Here is a 20,033-nt window from a genome sequence, read left to right as displayed (position 1 = left end):
GCGAACACGGTCGAGACGATCGCGGTCAAGGAGTCCTGACCCCCGGTGGATACGTTTGCACATTGTCGTGACCATCGCGGTCGCGCTCAGGATTCACCTATACGAACGGCTTCCACGACTCCGCGAATCGCCCATCGCCGACCGTCGTCTCCACGCGGGCACTGACTCCCGCGCGCCGGCCCTGGCGAATGGCGGCGGTGATGAACCTCGCCGGTGCCTTCCCTGTGGCAGCGGGGTCGCGAAGACCGTCGTTGGAGGCCTGATCGAGACGCCGGTGGGCGACAAGGGGATGGGCTCCTCTTCGCGGGCCCTGATCGGCGCGATCGCCTGAACCTGGTCACCTGGTACTGTCGGCCTGCCTCGTCCTCCTCGCACGCCCCTGTTCGGGCGGCATGGTGGGCGCGGCGCTCGTCGCGGGCGGACGACGGTCAGTACTGGTCGGGCGTCGTCGAGAAGATCGTCATCCCGTATGTGTCCTCTCGTGCCGTTCGTCGGCCTGATTCCTCGCTATCTGGTGATGGTCGCGATCATGTGGATGTTCCGCAGGCAACCCCGCACAAGTGCGAAGCGCGGCTTCCGATCGCCCAGACGGTTGTCGGCGCCGCATGGCGCTCGTCACAGTCCTGCAGGATGCCCAGAAGACCATGGGCATCGTGGTGATGGCCCTGGTCTCGGCGATGTGCAGGACAGGGCGCGGCCATCCGGTCTGGGTGAGAGATCGCCTGTGCGCTGATGCTCTCTCTCGCTGGGTACGTACGCGGGCGGCTGGCGCATCATGCGCACCTGGGTACGGAAGATCATCGGCTCGACCCGCCGCAGGCTTCGCGGCGGAGACGACCGGTGCGTCCGTCATGTTCACCACCGCGTTTTTGTTTCCACGCGGCCGATCTCACAGACGCATGTCATCACGTCGGCGATCATGGCGTCGGGGCGACCAAGCGGGTCCAACGCGGTTGCGGTGGGTGTTTGCGAAGAACATCATCCTCGCTGGTTCCATCACGATGGCCGGCTGCGGCGCTTGTCGCTGCGCTTGCCTTCTGGGGTGTGACCTCGTCTCCGGCTGACCCTTCGGGGAAAGGTTGGGCCCGCCCTCGGTGCGTTTGTAACGCACCGGGGGCGGGCCCCTTTGCCTCGCGGCGGCAACCTGGCCATGCAGTCGCTGTCGGAGGCGATTGCGTGTCTCGGGGGTGGGTGCGGGCGCGGTGTGTTGGGGTTTGTGCCCACCCTCCCCAGCACCGCTGGAGGTGCCCCCCGAGCCCTGCGGAACGCCTGCCCACAACAGTTAGGAACGCCTGCCCCACAACCTCCGGTTCCCGGTCAGCGGTCCCGAGATTGTGTGGTCCTCTCCGTGGCCTGGACCGACGGGTTGGAGAAGATCCGCTTCCGTGTCGTCGATCTCGACCAGTTCGCCGGGCTGTCCGACCCCGGCGAGGTTGAAGAAGGCCGTGCGGTCGGAGACGCCGTGGCCGCCTGCTGCATGTTGTGGGTCACGATGACGATCGTGAGCGCTCCTTGAGCTCACCGATGAGGTCCTCGATGGCGAGCGTGGAGATCGGGTCGAGGTGCGCATAGGGCTTCGTCCCATGAGCAGGACCTGCGGTTCGACGGCTATGCGCGCGGGCGATTGCACAGCCCTGCTGCTGGGCCTCCTGAAGAGGCCGCGCCCGGCTTGTTCAGCCGGTCCTTGACCTCCTTCCCACAGTTCGCTGCGCCTTGAGCGACTTCTCGACGATCGCGTCGAGGTCCGCCTTGCGCAGACGGCCGCCGTTTGAGAGCTGACGCCCGCCACGACGTTCTCGTAAGATTGGACATCGTCTGTAACGGGTTCGGCCGCTGGGAAGACCATGCCGACGGGTGTGCGCGACGGGAGACGGGGTGCCACGCCCGGCCCGTAGAGGTTCTCGTCGTCGAGGCAGCACCTTAGCCCTCGACGCGGCCTGCCGGGCGTGACCTCGTGCATTCCGGTTCAGGGTGCGCAGGATGGATGGCTTGCCGGCAGCCGGACGCCGCGATGAAGGCGGTCACCGAGCGCGGCGTCTCACGGTCATCGAGATGTCGTCGATGGCCTTGTGGGCGCCGGTGGTAGTAGGCGGAGAGGCCGCTGACTGGTCGATTCGCTTGGACCATGGGGATCGTGCCTTTCAGCGGGTGTTCTTCGGGCCTTCCAGCGGGCGATGCCGCGGGCCACCAGGTTGAGGATCATGACGAAGGCGAATCAGGACGAGGCCGCCGCCCAGGCGCGGTCGTAAGCTGGCGTCGTTGCCCCCGCCGCCCACTGCTCGTAGATGTGTAGGGGGAGGGAGGACTGGCGCTCCGTCGAAGGGGTTGTTGTTGATCACCTGCGAGCCGAAGACCAGCAGCACGATCGGCCCGTCTCGCCCGCGATGCGGGCGACGGCGAGCATGACGCCGGTGGCGATGCCGCCGATGGCGGTGGCAAGGACGACCTTGAGGATCGTTCCGCCACTTGGCAACCGCCGAGGGCGAGGACGCCTCGCGCAGCTCGTGTGGGAGACGAGCTTGAGCATCTCCGTCGTTGGAGCTGGGGATGCCCGACGACGGCAGCATCAGGATACGCCAGGGCAGCAAGGTACGCAAAGCCGGCGAAATAGCGGAGTACGCCGAAGTCCAGCACGATCGTGATATCCAGACAGCTGCGGACTGACACAGCCGGACGACGATCGAGTGTGTTGGACGGATGGGCGCGGTCATGACGTCCACGAAGAGGTCACAGGCCTTGGCGTAGCCGCACCGCGCGCCGTGTACTCGTGAGCGACGGTGAGGTAGCACCGAGCGGGAGTGCAGGCCTCACCGAAAAAGAGTGCCGCGTGTGGCGCGTGATGCGTGGCGAGGCGTGAACCTGTTCGCAGAGGTTGCCGGATGATCCATGCGTGGTAGACGTCAGGCGCCCGGGCCTGGATAGTCGCACGTCTGCATGGTCACAGGCTCGGACTCATGGAGTGGACAGGGGTAAGCCCGCCCACAGTCGAGGACTTCACTAGGCGCGTCGCGCCGACGGTCTCCCAGATCAGCGAGACGAGCGGTGACGACGCGCGATCAGGAAGCGGTCACACCAGGCTGGTGGCGAGCGGTCCTGTGGGCTAGCCGGAAGCCGCTCGACGCGAGGCCGTCCAGAAACGGACCCGTAGGTGAGGGCGACGAAGATAGCACGAGCGGCGACCGAGGCAGTGACTTAGTGATGGACCTTCGCACAGTTCGTGGGTAGGTGCTGAGACCATGGGGACCCCTGAGGCGACTCTGCCAAGCAACGACCTGACCTGTGCGGCTGGCCGTAGATGCTTTGGGCCTCGAGCGATCAATGCGTGCATGTGAGTCCCACGCGGGGAATCGATAGTCCAACGGCGTAGGCCTGTTGCGCATGTTTGTGGTGGACGGGGACCGCATTCGTCTGTAGCCCGGCACAGGGGCGCCGGCCCAGGGTGCACGTCGCTCAGATGCCGTGTGAACGCATCCTTGCGGCGCGGGGCATGATCATCCGGCCTACGCTTTGCCTGTTGACGCAGACATGTGGGGTCAGTGGATACGAGGCATGTGAGGCGAGGTTCCGGAGGGAGGCGATCAGCGCGTCCTTGCCGGTCTCGCCGGACTCCTTGAAGCTGCTCGCGATGTTCTGGGCGAACGTGCCGCCGCCCGGGTCGAGCAGGCTCTTGGAGATCAGGAAGCTGGGGGAGAGGACCGTCGCGACGGCCATCGTCTCGCCGAGCGCGCGGCCCAGGCCGAGCATCGAGGCGCTGATGACGCCGGAGCGGCCGAAGGGGAGCACCGACATCCGGATGACCTCCCAGCGGGTCGCGCCGAGCGCGAGCGCGGCCTCCTCGTGCATCTTGGGGGCCTGGAGGAAGACCTCGCGGCTGACGCTGGTGACGATCGGCAGGATCATGATCGCCAGCAGGATGCCGATGGTGAACAGCGAGCGCGCGGCGCCGTCGTGGTAGGCCAGGACGCCGGTCCAGCCGAACCAGTCGTCCAGCCAGGAGTAGAGCCCGCCCAGGTGCGGGACCAGGAACAGGGCGCCCCACAGGCCGTAGACGATCGAGGGCACGGCGGCCAGCAGGTCGATGACGTACGACAGCGGGGCGGCCAGCCTGCGCGGCGCGTAGTGCGAGATGAAGAGCGCGATGCCGATGGCGACCGGCACGGCGAGGAGCATCGCGATCAGCGAGCTGACGACCGTGCCGAAGGCGAGGACCGCGATGCCGAAGACCGGCGGCTCGGCGTTGGCGTTCCACTCGAAGGTCGTGAGGAAGTTGCCGTGGTCCTGCGACAGCGCGTGCGCGGCGCGGACGGTGAGGAAGACCGCGATGGCGGCCATGATCACCAGGAGGAGGATGCCGGAGCCCCGGGAGAGCCCGAGGAAGATCCGGTCGCCGGGGCGGGCGGTGGCCCCGGTCGGTGCGGCGGGAGGTTCTGCTGAGGTCGTTATGTCCATGTCGTCCACGGGAGGTCTCCGGTCTGCGGGGCCGGGCGCGGTGGGCCCGGCCCCGGTGCGGCGGTGCACCGGACGGCACGGCCGGCCGGGGCCCGGAGGGGGAGCTCCGGGGCGGGGCCGGCCGTACGGTTCAGGAGAGGCTCGCGACGTTCTCGCGGACCTTCTTGGCGATCTCGGCGGGGAGCGGGGCGTAGCCCAGGCCCTTGAGCACGGACTGGCCCTCCTCGCTCGCGACGTAGGTCAGGAAGGACTTGGTGGCGGGCAGGGTCTCGGCCTTGTTGCCCTTGTCGCCGACGATCTCGTAGGTCACCAGGGTCAGCGGGTAGGCGCCCTCGGCCTTGGTGGTGTAGTTGAGCTTGAGGGCGAGGTCCTTGCCCTGGCCGGTGATCTTCGCTTCGGCGATGGCCTTGGAGGCGTTGTCGGAGCTGGCCTCGACCGGGGCGGAGGCGCCGGTGTTCAGCTTGACCGTCTTGATGCTGCTCGCCGTGGCGTAGGACAGCTCGAAGTAGGAGATGGCGCCCTGGGTCTGCTTGACCTGGGAGGAGACGCCGGCCGAACCGTCCGCCGCCTGGCCGCCCTTGGGGGCCCAGGCCTTGGCGGGGGCGTAGGGCCACGACTTGTCGGCGGCGGCCTTGAGGTACTTGGTGAAGTTGTCCGTGGTGCCCGACTCGTCGGAGCGGTGGAAGGCCTGGATCTTCAGATCGGGGAGCTTCGCGTCCTTGTTGAGCTTGGCGATCGCGGAGTCGTTCCACTTCTCGATCTTGCCGTCGAAGATCTTGGCGAGGGTGTCCGCGTCGAGCACCAGGTTGTCCACGCCCGGGACGTTGTAGCCGATGGCGATGGGGCCGCCGACCATGGGGAGGTTGATGCCCTGGCCGCCCTTGACGACGTCCTTGGACTTGGCGACCTCCTCCGGCTTCAGCGGCGAGTCGGAGCCCGCGAAGGCGGTCTTGCCGGCCAGGAACTCCTGGATGCCGGCGCCGGAGCCGGTGGCCTTGTAGTTGATCTGGATGTCCTTGCAGGCCGCCGAGAAGTTCTTGACCCACAGGTCCATGGCGTTCTTCTGCGCGGACGAGCCCGAGGCCAGCAGCTGGCCCTTGCCGTCGCACTTGACGTTGGACGCGGCCTTGGAGGAGCCGCTGCCGCCGGAGCCGCCGCCGTTGTTGTCGTCGGAGCCGCACGCCGTGAGGACCAGGGCGCCGGAGACGGCGATGGCGCCGAAGGCGACGGCCCGGAGCCGGTTCTTGCGCTGAAGCTTCACTTTTCGGGTGTTCCTTCCGATGGCCGCCGCGGGGGCGGCGTGCGAGAGGTGGGTGCGGTGCCGGGAGTTTCCACAGCGCGGTCACGCGGTGGCGGTGACCGTGCAGCCCTGTTCCACGGCCGAAATTAAGCAGATCAGGTGAAGCCGTCGAAGGGGTGGGGTGAACACACGGTGAACCTCGGCCATCAGGAGGGCGTTGCCGAACGGATCTCGCCAGAACGGGATTCCGGCCAAGTGTGACGCAGCTCTCTGTTGGTTTTGTGACGCTCGTGACACGATCCGTTCCGCGCGTTGCGGCATGTGAAGCCGTGGGGGGTCGAGTCGCGGAGGTGTCCGGTGGGGCGGAACGGCGGGGCCATGGACGACATGGGCGTGGACGCTGAGTACAGAGGCGTACGGAGAACGCCGCGCGCCCGGCGCGTGCTCGTCGCCACCGCTCTCGTCTGCGCCGCCGTGGCGGCCGTACCCCAGGCCGCGTGGGCCGATCCGGCGCCGCCGCAGCGGAGCCTGGAGGACGTCCGCAAGGAGGTGGAGTCCCTCTACCGCAAGGCCGAGGCGGCCACCGACGAGTACAACGCCGCCGACGAACAGGCCAAGCTCCAGGAGAAGAACGTCTCCGGCCTTGCCAGGAAGGTCGCCGACGCCGAGAAGCGGCGGCAGGAGATCGAGGACCGCATCGGCGAGCTCGCCCGCTCCCAGTACCGCTCCGGCGGACTGGCCCCCTCCGCCCGGCTCTTCCTGGCCCCCTCGCCCGACGACTTCCTCGCCGCGCTCGACTCGACCCGCCGCGGCCAGGACGCCACCCGCCGCCTGCTCGCCGAGACCGAGTCGGTCAAGGAGGAGCTCGGCCGCTACGCGAAGGCGGCCGACGAGCGCTGGAAGCGGCTCAAGGAGGAGCGGAAGAAGAAGGAAGCCGCGAAGAAGGAGATCGAGTCCCGGCTCGACGCCGCGAAGAAGCTCGAATCCCGCCTGGAGGACAAGGAGCGCGAGCGGCTGCGGAAGCTGGAGGAGGAGAAGGCCCGCCAGGCCCAGCAGCAGTGGCTCGCCTCCGACGCGGTCAAGGGCCTCTCCCTCAAGAACTCCACGGGCTCGGCCACCGACATCGGCCGGCGCGCGGTCGAGTTCGCGACCGCGCAGATGGGCAAGGACTACGTGTGGGGCGCGGTCGGCCCCGACACCTACGACTGCTCGGGCCTCACCTCCCGGGCCTGGGCCACGGCCGGGCACCCGATACCGCGCACCTCGCAGGAGCAGTGGCGGCAGCTCCCCAAGGTCGAGGTCAAGGACATGCGGCCCGGGGACCTGATCATCTACTTCTCGGACGCCAGCCACGTGGCGATGTACATCGGCGACGGCACGATGGTGCACGCGCCCCGGCCCGGGCGGCAGGTGACGCTCGCGGGGGCCGGCTCGATGCCGATCCTCGGGGTGGTCCGGCCGGGCTGAACCCGGCGCGACGGCTGAGACGCGCGTCACGTAAGGGAGTTGAGATGCGCGTCACGCAACAGGCTTGAGGCGCGCGTCACGTAACCCCCGTCACTCGCGCTCCGGAACGCCCGTCGGACGCCTGCGTGCGGCGTGAGGTATCTCATGGCGCATTCCCTCCTCCCCGCCCCAAAAGCACCGTTGGCAACGGCATATGACAGAGGCGGGTGGCTCCGTACCATTCCGTTCGTCCGCGCCCTCCCGCTACTGTCACGTCGGGTGCCGCTCCTCGGGGAGCCGCCTCGGGGGGCACCTCCCGGCAGCCGCCGGGAGAGGAAGGAAAACCGACGTGATGCCCGTAACCGCACCCGGCCCCGCGGAGACCTCCGCAGGGCCGCCCGACGGCGGGCTGACCCTGCTGGTCATCGAGGACGATCCGGCGGGGTCGCTCTCCGTGCCCGAGCCGGCCGACACGACGACGGTGACCGGCAAACCCGTCCGTATCCGCACCGCGCGCAACCTCACCGAGGCCGAGCGGCTGCTCACCGACGACGTCCACTGCGTCCTGCTCGACCTCGACCTGCCCGCCGTGGACGGCGCGCCCGACGGGCTGGAGGCCCTGCGCCACGTGCTGCGCCTGGCCCCGCGCCACGCCGTGCTCGCGCTGACCTCCGGGAACGACGCCGAGCGCGCCGCCGAGGCCGTCCGCGTCGGCGCGCAGGACTACCTCCACCGCGACGAGCTCGACGGCCCCGTGCTCAGCCGCGCCGTCCGCTACGCCGTCGAGCGCAAGCGCGCCGACCTCGCCCAGCGGCAGCTCACCGAGACCCGGCTGCGCGCCCAGGAGAACGCCCGGCTGGAGCGCGGGCTGCTGCCCAACCCCCTGCTCGCCGGCTCGGAGTTGCGCTTCGCCGCCCGCTACCGGCCGGGCCGCAGCCGCGCCCTGCTCGGCGGCGACTTCTACGACACGGTGCGCACCCCCGACGGCACCGTGCGCGTGATGATCGGCGACGTCTGCGGCCACGGCCCCGACGAGGCCGCCCTCGGCGTCGAACTCCGCATCGCCTGGCGGGCGTTGACCCTCGCCGGGCTGGGCGGCGAGGCGCTGCTCCGCACGCTGGAGGAGGTGCTGGAGCACGAACGCGCCGATCACGAGATCTTCGCGACGCTGTGCATGCTGGAGATCGCGCCGGACGGCCGCTCCGCGGCGCTCCACCTGGCCGGGCACCCGGCCCCGCTGCTCGCCCGCGGCGGCGAGCAGCCCTGTCTGCTGCCGCAGGAGGGCGGCGGGCCGGCCCTCGGCCTGCTCGCCGGGGCCCGCTGGCCCCGCCTGGACGTCGAACTCGGCGACTCCTGGAGCCTGTTGATGTACACCGACGGCCTGATAGAGGGCCGGGTGGGCGACGGCGCGCGGCGGCTCGGCCAGGAGGGGATGGTCGAGATGATCACCCGTCGGATGAAGGAGGGGCTGGCCGGCGAGGAGCTCCTCGACGCCGCCGTCGCGGAGGTACGCGCCCTGAACGGCGAGGAGTTGACGGACGACCTGGCCGTCCTGCTGCTCGACCGCCTCTGAATTCCCTTACCGGCCGCCGTTGTACGGCCCGTACGGACCGTCCGAACTGGAGCCGCGGCGGCGCGGGCCGCGGCCGGAGACCTGCTTGAGGGCCGGGCGCACGTCCACGAAGTAGACGATCGTGGCGACGAGCCCCAGGATCGGCAGGAAGCTCAGGACGCCGAGGAAGAAGTTCACGGCGACCGTGATGCCGAGGATGATCAGCCAGAAGCCCTTGTTCTGCTTGCCCGCGGCCCGGTACGCGTCGTCGCGGTGGACGGCCGCGTTGACGAAGGCGGCCAGTGCGAAGACCAGGAGGCCGAGGGAGATCCAGCCCCAGATCATGTTGAAGCCCTGTACCAGCATTGCCGCCCACCTCTTGTCGTCTGCGACGTCGTCCGCGACGCGTACGGTCAGCCCCTTGCTGCCCACCGTACCCGGGGAACGAACCGGGCACCGGCGAGGTGCCCGGATCGTTTCCGGCCGGTGCCGCCGCCGGGGCCGGTGCCGCTACGAGGCGTCGTCCGCCTTGGCCTCGGTCTTGCGGGCCGTGGTGGTGCGGCGCGCGGCGGGCTTCTTCGCGGCGGGCTTGTCCTCGGCCTTGGCGTCCTCCGCCGCGGCATCCTCCGCCTTGGCGTCCTCCGCCTTGGCGTCCTCCGCGGCCGCCTGCTCCTGCGGCTCGGTGGCCACGGGGATCTCCGCGGCCTCCTTCGCCGGCTGCTCGCCGTTCCAGGTCTTCACGGCCTCGCGGCCGCGCTCGGCCAGCTTGTCGAAGGCCTCGCCGCCCTTCGCGGCGAGCCCGACGGCCTGGCCGACGCCCTGCAGCGCCAGGTCCTGCACGGTCTGGCCGAGCTTCTTGAAGTCCCCGTCCAGGGTCCCGACGATCTCGCCGACCTTGGCGGTGACCCGGTCCTGGGCCTCCTTGGCCCCCTTGCTGACCCGGTCGCCCAGGGCCTTGGTGTCCGTGCGGCGCAGCTGCTCGAACCGCGCGGGGGCCTCGGCGACGACCTGCCCGAGCTTCTCGGCGGCGAGGTCGGCCGCCCCGGCCGCGGCGTAGGCGGTGTCGGTGGCGGCCTTGCGGATGTCCTGGGTGATGGCCATGCGATGGGTCTCCCGTCTCGCGAACCGGCTGCCGCGTGGGGTCAGCCGGAGGGCTTGCTGTCGTCGTTGTCCTTCGACGACCCGTTCTCCCTGCGGAACGAGTCGTAGATCTCCAGCAGAATCTGCTTCTGCCGTTCGGTGATCGAGGGGTCGGCGAGGATCACGCTGCGGACCTCCGCCTCCCTCCCGGCTCCGCTCGTCGAGGATCCCGGCCTGCACGTACAGCGTCTCCGCGGAGATCCGCAGGGCCTTGGCCAGCTGCTGGAGGATCTCGGCGCTCGGCTTGCGCAGGCCGCGCTCGATCTGGCTGAGATACGGGTTGGACACTCCCGCCGCGTCGGCGAGTTGACGCAGCGTCAGCTGCGCGTTGCGCCGCTGCTCGCGCAGATACTCGCCGAGATTGCCGACGTTGAGCGATGCCATGTCGCCGATGCTGCCGCACCTTGCTAACTTTTGCAAGCGACTGCTTGCTCAGGTTTATGCGGGGCTGTGAAGACCGGCTCCTTCGGTGGCCAGTGCCCGGGTGGTGTGTTGTTGCACCTGCCGTAGCGGCATGTGGTGTCGTCGAGGCACTACGGCACGAAAGGCTCCTTCCGCGATGCACCCCTCCGTCACGCCTCCCCGCCAGGTCAAGATCGGTGATGCCGCCGCCTTCGCCGGGACGACCCCGCGCGCCATTCGCCACTACCACCAGATCGGTCTGCTGCCGGAGCCCCGAGCGGGGCGGGGACGGCCGCCGCCGCTACGGCTACGACGACATGATCCGACTGCTGTGGATCCGCAAGATGGCAGACGCCGGCATCAGCCTGGACGACATGCGGGCCGCCTTCGACGAAGCCCGGGACATCGAGGAGACCCTGGGCCGGCTGGACGAGACCCTGGCCGCCAAGGAGGCCGACCTCAAACGCCAGCGCGCCGCCGTCCAGCGCCTGCGAACCGTGGGCAGCCCACTGGGACTGCTCTCCGAACCGGTGACGGACCGCCTCAGCGACCTGCCGCCGGGCACACTGCGCTCCTCCGACCTGGACGCCCTGCTGGTCACGGAACGGATCTTCGGCCCACTGGGCGCCGCCATGCAGGCCGGCGTGCTCATCGTGCTGGCCACGCACCCCGGCCTGCGGGCCGAACAGGACCGGCTCGACGCGGCCGAGGCGGCCCTCGACGACAGCGTCGATCCCCACGACCCGCGCGTCGACGAACTCGCAGCACAGGAATTCGCCCACCACAAAGCCCTGCAGCAGGCCATCGAGGCGGCCGGACTGGACGCGGCCGACGAGGAGCTCTTCGAGACCTACGACGCAGGCCCGGAAGGGGAGGAGGACGCGCAGATGGGTGCCCTCGAAGCAGTCACCAAGATGCCCTACGACTACTCCCCCGCCCGGATGCGCTGCATCGAACTCACGGCACAACTCCTCGGCCAGGACGCCGCCGCACAGGACGGCTGATCGCCGGTGCCGCCGCCAACGCGCCCCGGCGGCCGGCCCCTCCGCACATGACCGACCGCATCAGGCGCCGGTGCCGAGCCGAAACGGAGAGTGGCATCCCAACCGGCCGTACGCGGGGATTCTGGACGGCTCTGCCAAAGATGATCGAGACCGATATGCGGGCTGCCTGCTGGCGAAGACTGCCGGGGAGCCAGATGCTGGTTACGCAATGCTGACGAGCGTGAAGGCCTGATGCCACCGTGGGTGACAAGAGCTCAACTTCCCCGGCCACCGACTGGGTCACGGTCGGAACGGACGACGGGCCGATGCGCGTCTTCACCGCTCGTCCGGCCGCGGCCGACCGGGCGGTGGTGGTGTTCCAGGAGGTGTTCGGGGTCAACGACTACATCCAGGACATCGCCCGGCGGTTCGCCGGCCGTGGCTGGCTCGCACTGGCCCCCAGCCTGTTCCACCGCGCAGGCGTGGAAACACTCCCCTACGACCGGCTCCCCGAGGCCCTGGAACTGGCGGACGCAACCGGGCCGGACGCCATCGTCACCGACGTCCGGGCCGTGCTCACGCACCTGGCCGAAATGGAGGGGATTCCCGTCGGCCGGTGCGTGCTGGTCGGGTTCTGCTTCGGGGGCCGGGTGGCATTCACCGCAGCCACGGGCGTGGACGGCCTGGGGGCCACGGTCGTCTTCTACGGCTCCTACATCGCCGCCGGCCCGCACGCCGTACTCGACCGCGCCGCCTCCATCGACTCGCCCATGATGCTGCACGTCGGCGCCGAGGACCACGTCATCACCGCCGACCAGGTCCAGGCGACCGAGAACGCCCTGCGCGCGGCCGGCGCCGACTTCGTCCAGCACGTCTACGAGAACGCCGGACACGCCTTCGCCAGCGACCACCGCTCCCAGGAATACCGCCCCGGCCCCGCCGAGACTGCCTGGCAACGCACCTGGGCCTTCCTCGACCGGCACGTCCCCACACCGGCCTGACACCTCACCGCCGCAGCTGCCCGCCGGTTCCACTCGGGATGAGCCGGCCGCCGTAGGCCTGGCCGCGGCAGATACGGCCCAGGCCGGCGCTGCTGCTCCGGCACTCCTTCATGACGGCGGTGGGGCCTGCTTCACCCTGGTGAGAAGCAAGTGGCGCATCCGTTCTGACAGGCGCGGAGTGTTCACGAGTAACCGCACGTGGTGCCGGGTCATCCCAGAGCGTGAAGTTTCCCCGTGATCTTGGACACGATGTCGTTATGCCGCGAGGGCCTGGTCTTGCCGGTAGCGCAGGCGGGTTTCGTGGGGTGTGAGGTAGCCTCAGTGGATGTGCTTGCGCAGGCGGCGTCTGTTGTAGAAGGTCTCGATGAAGTCGAAGACGGCGGCGCGGGCGGCGGTCCGACTGGGCCAGAAGCGGGTGCCGATCTCCTCTTTGAGGACGGCCCAGAAGCTTTCCGCGGCGGCATTGTCGAAGCAGCTCCCGGTCCGGCCCATGCTCTGCCGGTATCCCAACTCGCGGAGTCTGCCGCGGAGTTGTCCGGACGTGTATTCCGATCCGCGGTCGCTGTGGATCACGCATCCTGGTTCGAGGCGGCCCAGTGCGGCGGCCATGTCCAGGGCATCGACGACAAGCTCGGCGCGATGGTGGTCGGCCATCGAGTATCCGATGATCTCGCGCGTGGCCAGGTCCAGCCACGAGGCGAGGTAGAGCCAGCCCTCGGCCGTGGGGATGTAGGTGATGTCCCCAACAACTTTCGTTCCGGGGCGGGTGGCGGTGAAGTCCCGGCCGATCAGGTCCGGTGACGGGGCGGCCTTGGTGTCGGCCTTGGTCAGGCTGCGGCGGCCGGTGCGTCGAGTGTGCCCGGCGATGCCGTGTTCCCGCATGACCCGTGCCACCCGCTTGTGGTTGACCACTCGGCCCTGCCGGCGTAGTTCGGCGGTGACGCGCGGGACGCCATAGTTCCGCCGGGATGCGATGTGGATCACGGTGATCTCGTGCGCCAGGGCCTCATCGGCCTGCCGCCTCGCCTCGCGGGCCTCCGTTCCGGCTACCCACGCGTAGTAGGTGGAGCGGGCGGTTTTCATCACCCGGCACAACAGCGTGATCGCGTAGTTCGCCTTCTCCGCGTGGATGAACCGGCATATCTCGCTCACCGGTCGCTCTCCTTCACGAAGAAGGCAGTCGCTTTTTTCAGGATCTCGATCGTCTTCGCCTGCTCGGCGGTCAGCTTCCGCAGCCGCTTCAGCTCTTCGTCCCGGTCGGCGGCACTCTGGCCGGCCCGCCCGGCCGGGCCCGATCCGGCCTCCTGGGCGGCGCGATCCTTCTTCACCCAGCCCCGCAGGGACTCCGAGCTGATGCCGAGTTCCCGGGCGACCTCGGTCACCGTCCGCCCGGACGACCTCACGAGCTCGATCGCGTCCCGCTTGTACTCCTCGGAGTACCGCTTCGTGTACGTGCTTCCCACCTGGCGCTGCTTCCTCTGGGCTCTCACGTCCCAGTCTCCAGGTGTCCACGATCAAGGGGAAGCTTCAGCCGCGTCGGTTTGCGGTTTCCGTTGCGTCAACTTCTACGGTCGTGAGCGGGCCGGAGGGACCGGCCCGGCGAGGGAAGGCGAGGCGGGCCCATGGCCTGGTCGATCGCGGACGTGGCCCGGATGTCCGGGGTGACGTCCCGGACCCTGCGGCACTACGACGAGATCGGCCTCCTGCCGCCCGCGGGGATCGGGAGCAACGGCCACCGCTACTACGAGGAGGCCGGGCTGCTGCGTCTGCAGCAGATCCTGCTGATGCGGGAGTTGGGCGTGGCCTGCGGGAGATCCGGGCGGTCCTGGACAGCCAGGTCGACCGCGTGGCCGTGCTCCGCGAGCACCACCGGCGGCTGCTGGAGGAACGGGACCGGCTGGAGACGGCTGGCCCGCACGGTCGGCCGCACCATCGCCGAACTGGAGGAAGGCGAGGGCGACAGGGACATGGTGAGGATCAACAGGCCGGAGAACCTGTTCGAGGGCTTCGACGGGTCGGACCGCTCGGACGAGGCGCGCGAGCGGTGGCCGGAGCAGTGGGAGCAGTCGCGGCGGGCCGTCGGGACGATGACCGCCGAGGACACGGAGCGGTGGCAGCGCGAGGTGACGGCGCAGATGATCCGCTTCGCGGAGTTCATGGCGGCGGGCACGCCGGTCGACGACGCCGCGGTGCAGGCGGAGGTGGACGCCCATTACCGCGGGGTGTGCCGGTTCTGGACGCCGGACGCGGCGGCGTACAAGGGGCTGGGCCGGCACTACGCCGACGATCCGGAGTTCCGTGCGAACTATGACAGGATCGCCGACGGGCTGGCCGAGTACCAGTGCGCGGCGATGGCCGTCTACGCCGACGCCCGGCTGGGCTGACGGCTCTCTCCGCGCAGGCCGCTGTCCGGCCGGGGGCGGGGAGGGCTACTTCCGGAGCGGCGCACCAGGAGCGTGCCCAGCGCCGTCCGCCGGTGCACCACCGCCCGCCCCGCACGGGCCGTCGTGATCAGCCCCGCCCCGCGCAGCGCCGCCGCATGGGACGACGCGGTCGCGTTGCTGACGCCCAGGCGCCGCGCGAGGCCCGTCGTGGAGTGTTCGTCGGCCAGGACGAGCAGCGCGTCCAGGCGGGTCCGGCCGAGGACCGCCGCGAGGCCGTCCGCCGGGCCGGACGGGGCCGGCGGCAGGCCGGACGGGGCCGGCGGCAGGCCGGGGCCCGCGGGGTACGTCAGGGCGGGCGGTTCGCCGGGCGGACGGCAGATCAGGGGCGGCCCGTCCAGTGGAACGTGGGCAGGAGGACGAGGCCCCGGCCGTCGAGCCCGATGTTCTCGTCCGGGCCGGGGGACGGCAACTCCAGGACATTCGCGTGCAGTCGGGCGCCCGGGAGCAGGGAGGCCAGGGCGGCGCCGACCCCCTGCCTCCGCCACCGTCAGCGCATGGCGCGTGAACTCTCGCCGCGTGCAGCTCCTGCACCACCGGCCCACACCGGCCGCAGCACCGTCTCGAAGGCCGCGCGCTGCGCCCGGTGGACGAGCCGCCAGGCGTCGGCGTCCCCGCGGTACAGGCCGCGGATCCCAGGGCGGGGGCGGCGCCGGGTGCGCGGCGTACGCGCGTGCCAGCTCCGCGGACGAGGCGCGGCGGCGCGGGAGCGGACCGCGTCCAGGCCCTCCGCGAGCCCGTCCTCGTACACGTCGAGGAAGCGCGGGGCCACGCCGGCGGGGACCAGGTCGCCGAGCGGTTCGGCCGCGGCGGGGAGCGACCGGAGGAGCCGGTGGCGCCACCGGCCGAAGAGCAGTTCGTCCTCGCGGGCGAGGAGCATCGACAGCGCGGCGTTCAGCTCCTGGAGCGGCGCGGGCCGGGGCGCGAAGCGGACCCGGGCGAAGTCGGTGCCCGTGAAGTGGATGCGGATCACTGCGTCTCCCCGGCGGTTCCGCGCCATCGTTTCGCGCCGGGGCCTGAACCTTGGCCGGTGCTCCCCGGGGCGCGCCAGCATGCTCGTGCGGTCCGGCGGACGGCGCAAGGGCCGAAGTCACAGGCGTGAGGGAGAGTTTCGCGATGGCGAGTGGACCGAGTGGAGTGAGCCGACGGGCGGTCGTGGCCTCGGGGGCGGGGCTGCTGTTGTGGGGCGGGGGCGCCGCATGGGCGGGGACGGCGGGGGCGGCCGGGGGCCGGTTCGTACCGCGGCTGCCGGCGCCGACGGGCCCGCATCCGGTCGGGTCCGTTCCGCTGTACCTGGTCGACCGGTCGCGGCCCGATCCGTGGGACGCGGGGATCGCCGTGCGCGAGGTGATGGCGACGGTGTTCTATCCGGCGCGGACGGTCCGGGGGTATCCGGCCGGGCGGCAGATGGACCGGGACGCGGTGGAGCTCTTCGGGCAGATCGACGTGCCGGTGCACGGGCTCCCGGCCGCCGGTGTCGACTGGGCGGGCATCGCGTCGCACGCGCACCCGGGCGCACCCGTGGCGGCCGGGCGGCGACGGCCGGTGCTGGTGTTCAGCCCCGGGGGCGGCGAGCCGCGCGCCATGGGCACGTCGCTCGCGGAGGAACTGGCCTCCCGGGACTACGTGGTGGTGGCCCTCGACCACCCCGGGGACTCCAGCGAGGTCGCCTTCCCGGTGGCGCGGGCGGGGCGGGACCGGGTGCGCCCGACGGCCCTGACCCCGGTGATCGGGACGGAGACCTTCCGGACCATGGTCGCGACGCGGGTCGCGGACATCCGTTTCGTGCTGGACGAGCTGGCGGCCGGGCGGGCCCTGCCCGAGGAGATCGGGCGGGCGCTCGATCCGCGGAGGGTGGGGCTGTACGGGCATTCCGCCGGGGGGACGGCCGTCGCGGAGGCGATGCACGAGGACCGCAGGGTCCGGGCGGCGGTCAATCTGGAGGGGTATCTGGACGATCCGGCGGGGGAGTTGTTCCCTGTGGCGCGTGAGGGGACCGGTCGGCCGCTGTTGCTGGTGGGGACGGACGGCTTCGACGACGCGCGGTTCGAGCGGTCGTGGGGGGCCGTGAGGGGCCGGGTGTCACGGAGGCGGATGGTGTCCGCCACGCACTGGGTGTTCAGCGATTACGCGGCGCTGGCCCCGCAGTTGGAGGCTGCCGGGCTGATGAGCACGGGGGCCCGGAGGGCGTTGGTGGGGTCGTTCTTCGCGGAGTGGCTGCCGTGGGTGCGGTGAAGGAGTGGCGGTTCGTTTTACTGGGTTTGTGCCCCGGACCCGCCCTTTCGCCGTTTCCCCGGGGAGACCCCGGACCCCATTCGCCCTTCGGGCGAAGTCCTCAAGCGCCGGACGGGCTGAAAATCAGCCCGTCCGGCGCTTGAGGACACCGCGGCTCACGCCGCCTCCGCGCTCCCCGGCGCCCGCATCCGGCGCTGTCCCCACGCCCCCAACGGCTCCAGCGCCGCGTTCAGTTCGCGGCCCTCGTCCGTCAGGGTGTACTCGACCTTCGGCGGCACGGTGTCGTGCACCTCGCGGTGGACGATGCCGTCCGTCTCCAGTTCGCGCAGCTGCTGCGCCAGGACCTTCTCGCTGATGCCGGAAGCGCCCGGCGCAGTTCCCCGAACGGCGCGGCCGGTCCCGACCTCCCAGAGGACGAGGACCTTCCATTTGCCCTCGATGACGTGCATGGCCGCGTCGATCGGGCAGTGGTACGGCAGCTGTTTGGTCATGATCCCATCGTGACGTGAGGCGCGGCGTCAGAAGACGTCGGGGCACCAGGGGCGGCGGGAGGTCCGCAGCAGGGTGTCCGCGCGGGGCGGCCGCCCCGGGGCGGTCCTCCGTGACGCGGCCGACCGCGGCGAGGCGGACGGCGGACTCGTCGCCGAGCAGCAGACAGCCCAAATCGCCTGCGGAGAGGGAGAGTTCCGCGGGGCGGTCGGTCGGGGTGCAGCTCGCGCCGTCCTCCGCGGCGTCCAGGAGCCAGCGGCCGGCCGCGTACCCGTCCGGGTCGGCGACCTCGACGACGAGCGAGCCGGGGACGGCGTACGTCCGCGCCTCCAGCAGCGCCGGGACGTCCAGCGGGGCGCAGCCACAGGGAGTCGGCCTGCGTGGTGATGCGGGCGGCCCGCTGGTCGGGCAGCAGCAGCGGCAGGATGTCGTCGGCAGCGCGCAGGCCGCTGTTGACCTTCATGATCCCAGTCGGACGTCAACAGGAAGTGCCACAGGGCGCGTTCCGCGGCGGGGGTGGCCGCGATGAGGTCGCGCACGGTCGCCGTGTTCTGCGGGCGCTTGGCGGACCAGGTCTCGTCGACGGTGTAGGTGAGGAGCCCGTCGACGGTGCCGTCCGGCGCGGCGGTGGAGGACGTGGAAGGGCTCGGTCCAGTCGGGCCGGGCGAGGTCGCCGGTGGCGAAGCGCCACCACCGCTCGTCGCGGTCGACGACGCCGTGCCGGGTGGCGCGCACCCGCTCGTGCAGGGCGGGGGCCAGCGCGCGCACGGTCGCGCCGTCCACGAAGTCCAGGCGGCCGCCGTCGTCCGGGGTGGAGCGGCGGCGGTCCAGTCCGGTCCGGGCGGTGTCCACCTCCCAGACGGCGATCGGGGCGGCGGGGCCGAAGCCGAACCGCCCGTAGATCGGGTACTCGGCGGCGAGCAGCGTCGCGCCGGTGTCCCCGCGTTCCTTGGCGGCCCGCAGGTCCCGCTCCATCATCGGCTGAGCAGGCCGCGCCGGCGGTGCGTCGCCGAGACGGTCACGTTGGTGACCGCGCTCACCGGGACCGCCGCGCCGCCGGCAGCGTGAGCTGCTGGGCGAAGCTGCGGAAGGTGCCCACGCAGCGGCCGCGTCGAAGGCGCCCTGCGTCCGGGAGAAGTCGATGCCGCCCCGGCGGCCCTCGATCTCCTCCTTGGTGGCGGGGGTGGAGATGTGGAAGCCGGTGCGGACGCCGAGGAACCAGTCCCCGAGTTCGGTGCCGTCGATGGTCCGTATGGTGGTGGCCGTGCTCATGGCCGCACGGTAGGAGACGGGAGGCGGCGGGCGCACCTTCATTTCCCCCGGGGGCCCGCCGTTCCGGCCGTTACGGCCGCTCGGGGACGCCGCCACCCGTCTCAGGGCAGCAGGTCGTCCACCTGCGCCTCCCCTTCGCGGTACCTGCGGGCGATCTCGGCGCCGCAGTCGTCCGCGGTGCGCTGGAGCCGCCGGCGACGGCCGGAGACGTGCCGCTCGTACGCGCCGAGCCGCAGCCGGGCGGCGCGCAGCTCGCCGTCCGTGCGGGCGGCCAGGTCGGACAGGGCGACCTCGCCGAGCATGTCCTCGGCCAGCCGCCGGTACTCCTCCGCGTGCGCGTGCCCAGCGTCACGTGGCGGGCGGAGGAGCGGTGCGCCGGACGGGCCGTCGGCGAGGATCTCCGACAGCCGGTCCACCAGGGGCTCCGCGGTCGCGTCGGCCGCGTCGGCCCGCTGGGCCAGCTCGGCCCGGAGGATGTCGATCCGGCCCTGCAGCAGCCGGCGCACATAGCTGAGGTCGGCCTCCTCCTGCCGGGCCTCCCGGCGCAGCGCCCGCAGCTCCGGGAGGCGGAGCTCGCCGAGGTGGCGTACGGGCACGTCCGCGGAGCCGGCCCGAGCGCTGGCTCGGCGGCCTCGCGTTCAGACTGTCCACGGCGTCCCTGAGGGTCTTGAGGTGGTCCTCTGTGGTGAGGTGGCCTTCGGCGGGTGTGGTCATGCGGCTCCGTCCCCTCGCGCGCCGGGTGCGAACGCGTCGCCCGCACGTCGCATGCACGCATCGTGCCACTGCCCCCGGCCCCGCCGCAGTCGCTCTCCACCCGAACGGCCCCGAACGGGCGCCAGGCATCATGGACGCCATGCGTGCTGTGGTGCAGAGGGTGAACGGGGCTTCGGTCGTGGTCGACGGCCGGACGGTCGGCGAGATCGTCGGCGAGGGACTGTGCGTGCTGGTCGGCGTGACGCACGACGACACCCCGGAGAAGGCGGCGCAGCTCGCCCGCAAGCTGTGGTCCGTACGGATCCTCGCGGACGAGAAGTCGTGTTCGGACGTGGGGCGCCGCTGCTCGTGATCTCCCAGTTCACGCTTTACGGTGACGCGCGGAAGGGGAGGCGTCCGACGTGGAACGCGGCGGCGCCGGGGGCGGTGGCGGAGCCGCTCGTCGACGAGGTCGTGGCGGGGTTGCGGGGGTTGGGGGCGCGGGTGGAGACGGGGGTGTTCGGGTCGGACATGAAGGTGTCGTTGACGAATGACGGGCCGTTCACGGTGGTGGTGGAGGTGTGAGGGGTTTGCTCCCCGCTCCGCCCTAATCCGTTTTCGCAGGGGCTGCGCCCCTGCGTCACCCCGCCGGGGGCTTCGCCCCCTGGACCCCCGAAACCGCGCTCCGCG

The 20,033-nt window shown here is 71.1% G+C and carries 15 protein-coding genes and 8 pseudogenes; 8 read left to right on the top strand and 15 right to left on the bottom strand.

Annotated features, from left to right (window positions below; translation table 11 throughout):
- Positions 1 to 45 precede the first annotated feature (45 nt).
- Positions 46 to 1,047: pseudogene (locus ABD794_RS10175) on the top strand (anion permease); the annotation flags it as partial.
- A 270-nt stretch (positions 1,048 to 1,317) separates the two neighbouring features.
- Here ABD794_RS10175 and ABD794_RS10170 read toward each other — a convergent pair.
- From ABD794_RS10170 to ABD794_RS10150, 5 genes and pseudogenes are all read right to left on the bottom strand, one after another.
- Positions 1,318 to 2,114, bottom strand: a pseudogene (locus ABD794_RS10170) (phosphate ABC transporter ATP-binding protein).
- A 35-nt stretch (positions 2,115 to 2,149) separates the two neighbouring features.
- A pseudogene (locus ABD794_RS10165) lies at positions 2,150 to 2,536 on the bottom strand (ABC transporter permease subunit); the annotation flags it as partial.
- 914 nt (positions 2,537 to 3,450) lie between these two features.
- Positions 3,451 to 4,449 carry a phosphate ABC transporter permease subunit PstC gene (pstC, locus tag ABD794_RS10160; RefSeq protein WP_344962521.1) on the bottom strand — a complete coding sequence of 333 codons (999 nt, stop codon included), beginning with the start codon at positions 4,447 to 4,449 and terminating at the stop codon, positions 3,451 to 3,453.
- Positions 4,450 to 4,579: 130 nt separating this feature from the next.
- Positions 4,580 to 5,710: a phosphate ABC transporter substrate-binding protein PstS gene (gene pstS / locus ABD794_RS10155; RefSeq protein WP_344962520.1), complete on the bottom strand. Its 1,131-nt coding sequence runs from the start codon at positions 5,708 to 5,710 to the stop codon at positions 4,580 to 4,582.
- An 81-nt stretch (positions 5,711 to 5,791) separates the two neighbouring features.
- Positions 5,792 to 5,944: a hypothetical protein gene (locus tag ABD794_RS10150; RefSeq protein ID WP_344962519.1), complete on the bottom strand. Its 153-nt coding sequence runs from the start codon at positions 5,942 to 5,944 to the stop codon at positions 5,792 to 5,794.
- A gap of 132 nt (positions 5,945 to 6,076) precedes the next feature.
- Here ABD794_RS10150 and ABD794_RS10145 point away from each other — a divergent pair, with 132 nt between their 5' ends.
- Together ABD794_RS10145 and ABD794_RS10140 are read left to right on the top strand one after the other, a co-directional pair.
- The gene (locus tag ABD794_RS10145; RefSeq protein WP_344962518.1) at positions 6,077 to 7,156 is read left to right on the top strand and encodes a C40 family peptidase; all 1,080 of its coding nucleotides are present in this window, start codon (positions 6,077 to 6,079) and stop codon (positions 7,154 to 7,156) included.
- A 331-nt stretch (positions 7,157 to 7,487) separates the two neighbouring features.
- Positions 7,488 to 8,708, top strand: a complete 1,221-nt coding sequence (locus ABD794_RS10140; RefSeq protein ID WP_344962516.1) for a PP2C family protein-serine/threonine phosphatase — start codon at positions 7,488 to 7,490, stop codon at positions 8,706 to 8,708.
- Positions 8,709 to 8,714: 6 nt separating this feature from the next.
- Here the strand turns inward: ABD794_RS10140 and ABD794_RS10135 are convergent, their stop codons facing one another.
- The 3 genes and pseudogenes from ABD794_RS10135 to ABD794_RS10125 all read right to left on the bottom strand — a co-directional run bounded on the left by ABD794_RS10135 (position 8,715) and on the right by ABD794_RS10125 (position 10,211).
- Positions 8,715 to 9,053 (bottom strand): DUF2516 family protein, encoded by a 339-nt coding sequence (locus tag ABD794_RS10135; protein WP_344962514.1) that lies wholly within the window; start codon positions 9,051 to 9,053, stop codon positions 8,715 to 8,717.
- A gap of 144 nt (positions 9,054 to 9,197) precedes the next feature.
- On the bottom strand, positions 9,198 to 9,788 hold the full coding sequence (locus ABD794_RS10130; RefSeq protein WP_344962512.1) for a hypothetical protein: 591 nt from the start codon (positions 9,786 to 9,788) through the stop codon (positions 9,198 to 9,200).
- 41 nt (positions 9,789 to 9,829) lie between these two features.
- A pseudogene (locus ABD794_RS10125) lies at positions 9,830 to 10,211 on the bottom strand (helix-turn-helix domain-containing protein).
- Positions 10,212 to 10,386: 175 nt separating this feature from the next.
- Here ABD794_RS10125 and ABD794_RS10120 point away from each other — a divergent pair.
- Together ABD794_RS10120 and ABD794_RS10115 are read left to right on the top strand one after the other, a co-directional pair.
- Positions 10,387 to 11,233: pseudogene (locus ABD794_RS10120) on the top strand (MerR family transcriptional regulator).
- A 239-nt stretch (positions 11,234 to 11,472) separates the two neighbouring features.
- Positions 11,473 to 12,213, top strand: coding sequence for a dienelactone hydrolase family protein (locus ABD794_RS10115; RefSeq protein WP_344962510.1), 741 nt, complete (start codon positions 11,473 to 11,475; stop codon positions 12,211 to 12,213).
- Between the two features lie 318 nt (positions 12,214 to 12,531).
- Here ABD794_RS10115 and ABD794_RS10110 read toward each other — a convergent pair whose 3' ends face one another.
- Complete coding sequence (locus ABD794_RS10110) at positions 12,532 to 13,365, bottom strand: IS3 family transposase (RefSeq protein ID WP_344962508.1); 834 nt, start codon at positions 13,363 to 13,365, stop codon at positions 12,532 to 12,534.
- Entirely contained in the window at positions 13,362 to 13,676 is a 315-nt protein-coding gene (locus ABD794_RS10105) for a transposase (RefSeq protein WP_344962506.1), read from the bottom strand. Before ABD794_RS10105 ends, ABD794_RS10110 begins: the two co-directional genes overlap by 4 nt.
- Before the next feature lie 159 nt (positions 13,677 to 13,835).
- Between ABD794_RS10105 and ABD794_RS10100 the strand changes: the two are divergent.
- Positions 13,836 to 14,597 (top strand): annotated as a pseudogene (locus ABD794_RS10100) (MerR family transcriptional regulator).
- Here the strand turns inward: ABD794_RS10100 and ABD794_RS10095 are convergent.
- Positions 14,573 to 15,142, bottom strand: a complete 570-nt coding sequence (locus ABD794_RS10095; RefSeq protein ID WP_344962505.1) for an ArsR/SmtB family transcription factor — start codon at positions 15,140 to 15,142, stop codon at positions 14,573 to 14,575. The pseudogene ABD794_RS10100 and the gene ABD794_RS10095 sit on opposite strands and share 25 nt — an antisense overlap.
- Positions 15,143 to 15,144: 2 nt before the next feature.
- Complete coding sequence (locus ABD794_RS10090) at positions 15,145 to 15,627, bottom strand: hypothetical protein (RefSeq protein WP_344962503.1); 483 nt, start codon at positions 15,625 to 15,627, stop codon at positions 15,145 to 15,147.
- Positions 15,628 to 15,791: 164 nt separating this feature from the next.
- Between ABD794_RS10090 and ABD794_RS10085 the strand changes: the two genes are divergently transcribed.
- Complete coding sequence (locus ABD794_RS10085; protein WP_344962501.1) at positions 15,792 to 16,889, top strand: alpha/beta hydrolase family protein; 1,098 nt, start codon at positions 15,792 to 15,794, stop codon at positions 16,887 to 16,889.
- A 155-nt stretch (positions 16,890 to 17,044) separates the two neighbouring features.
- Here ABD794_RS10085 and ABD794_RS10080 read toward each other — a convergent pair whose 3' ends face one another.
- From ABD794_RS10080 to ABD794_RS10070, 3 genes and pseudogenes are all read right to left on the bottom strand, one after another.
- Positions 17,045 to 17,380: a winged helix-turn-helix transcriptional regulator gene (locus ABD794_RS10080; protein WP_344962499.1), complete on the bottom strand. Its 336-nt coding sequence runs from the start codon at positions 17,378 to 17,380 to the stop codon at positions 17,045 to 17,047.
- 27 nt (positions 17,381 to 17,407) lie between these two features.
- A pseudogene (locus ABD794_RS10075) lies at positions 17,408 to 18,650 on the bottom strand (GNAT family N-acetyltransferase).
- Positions 18,651 to 18,751: 101 nt separating this feature from the next.
- Complete coding sequence (locus ABD794_RS10070; protein ID WP_344962497.1) at positions 18,752 to 19,246, bottom strand: RsiG family protein; 495 nt, start codon at positions 19,244 to 19,246, stop codon at positions 18,752 to 18,754.
- 257 nt (positions 19,247 to 19,503) lie between these two features.
- On the opposite strand from ABD794_RS10070, the pseudogene dtd reads away from it, so the two are divergent.
- Positions 19,504 to 19,928 (top strand): annotated as a pseudogene (gene dtd, locus ABD794_RS10065) (D-aminoacyl-tRNA deacylase).
- The last annotated feature ends 105 nt before the right edge of the window (positions 19,929 to 20,033 follow it).

The organism is Streptomyces thioluteus, from assembly GCF_039535865.1.
Note: the sequence above shows the minus strand (reverse complement) of the source record. Positions and strands in the feature narration are given on the sequence as shown.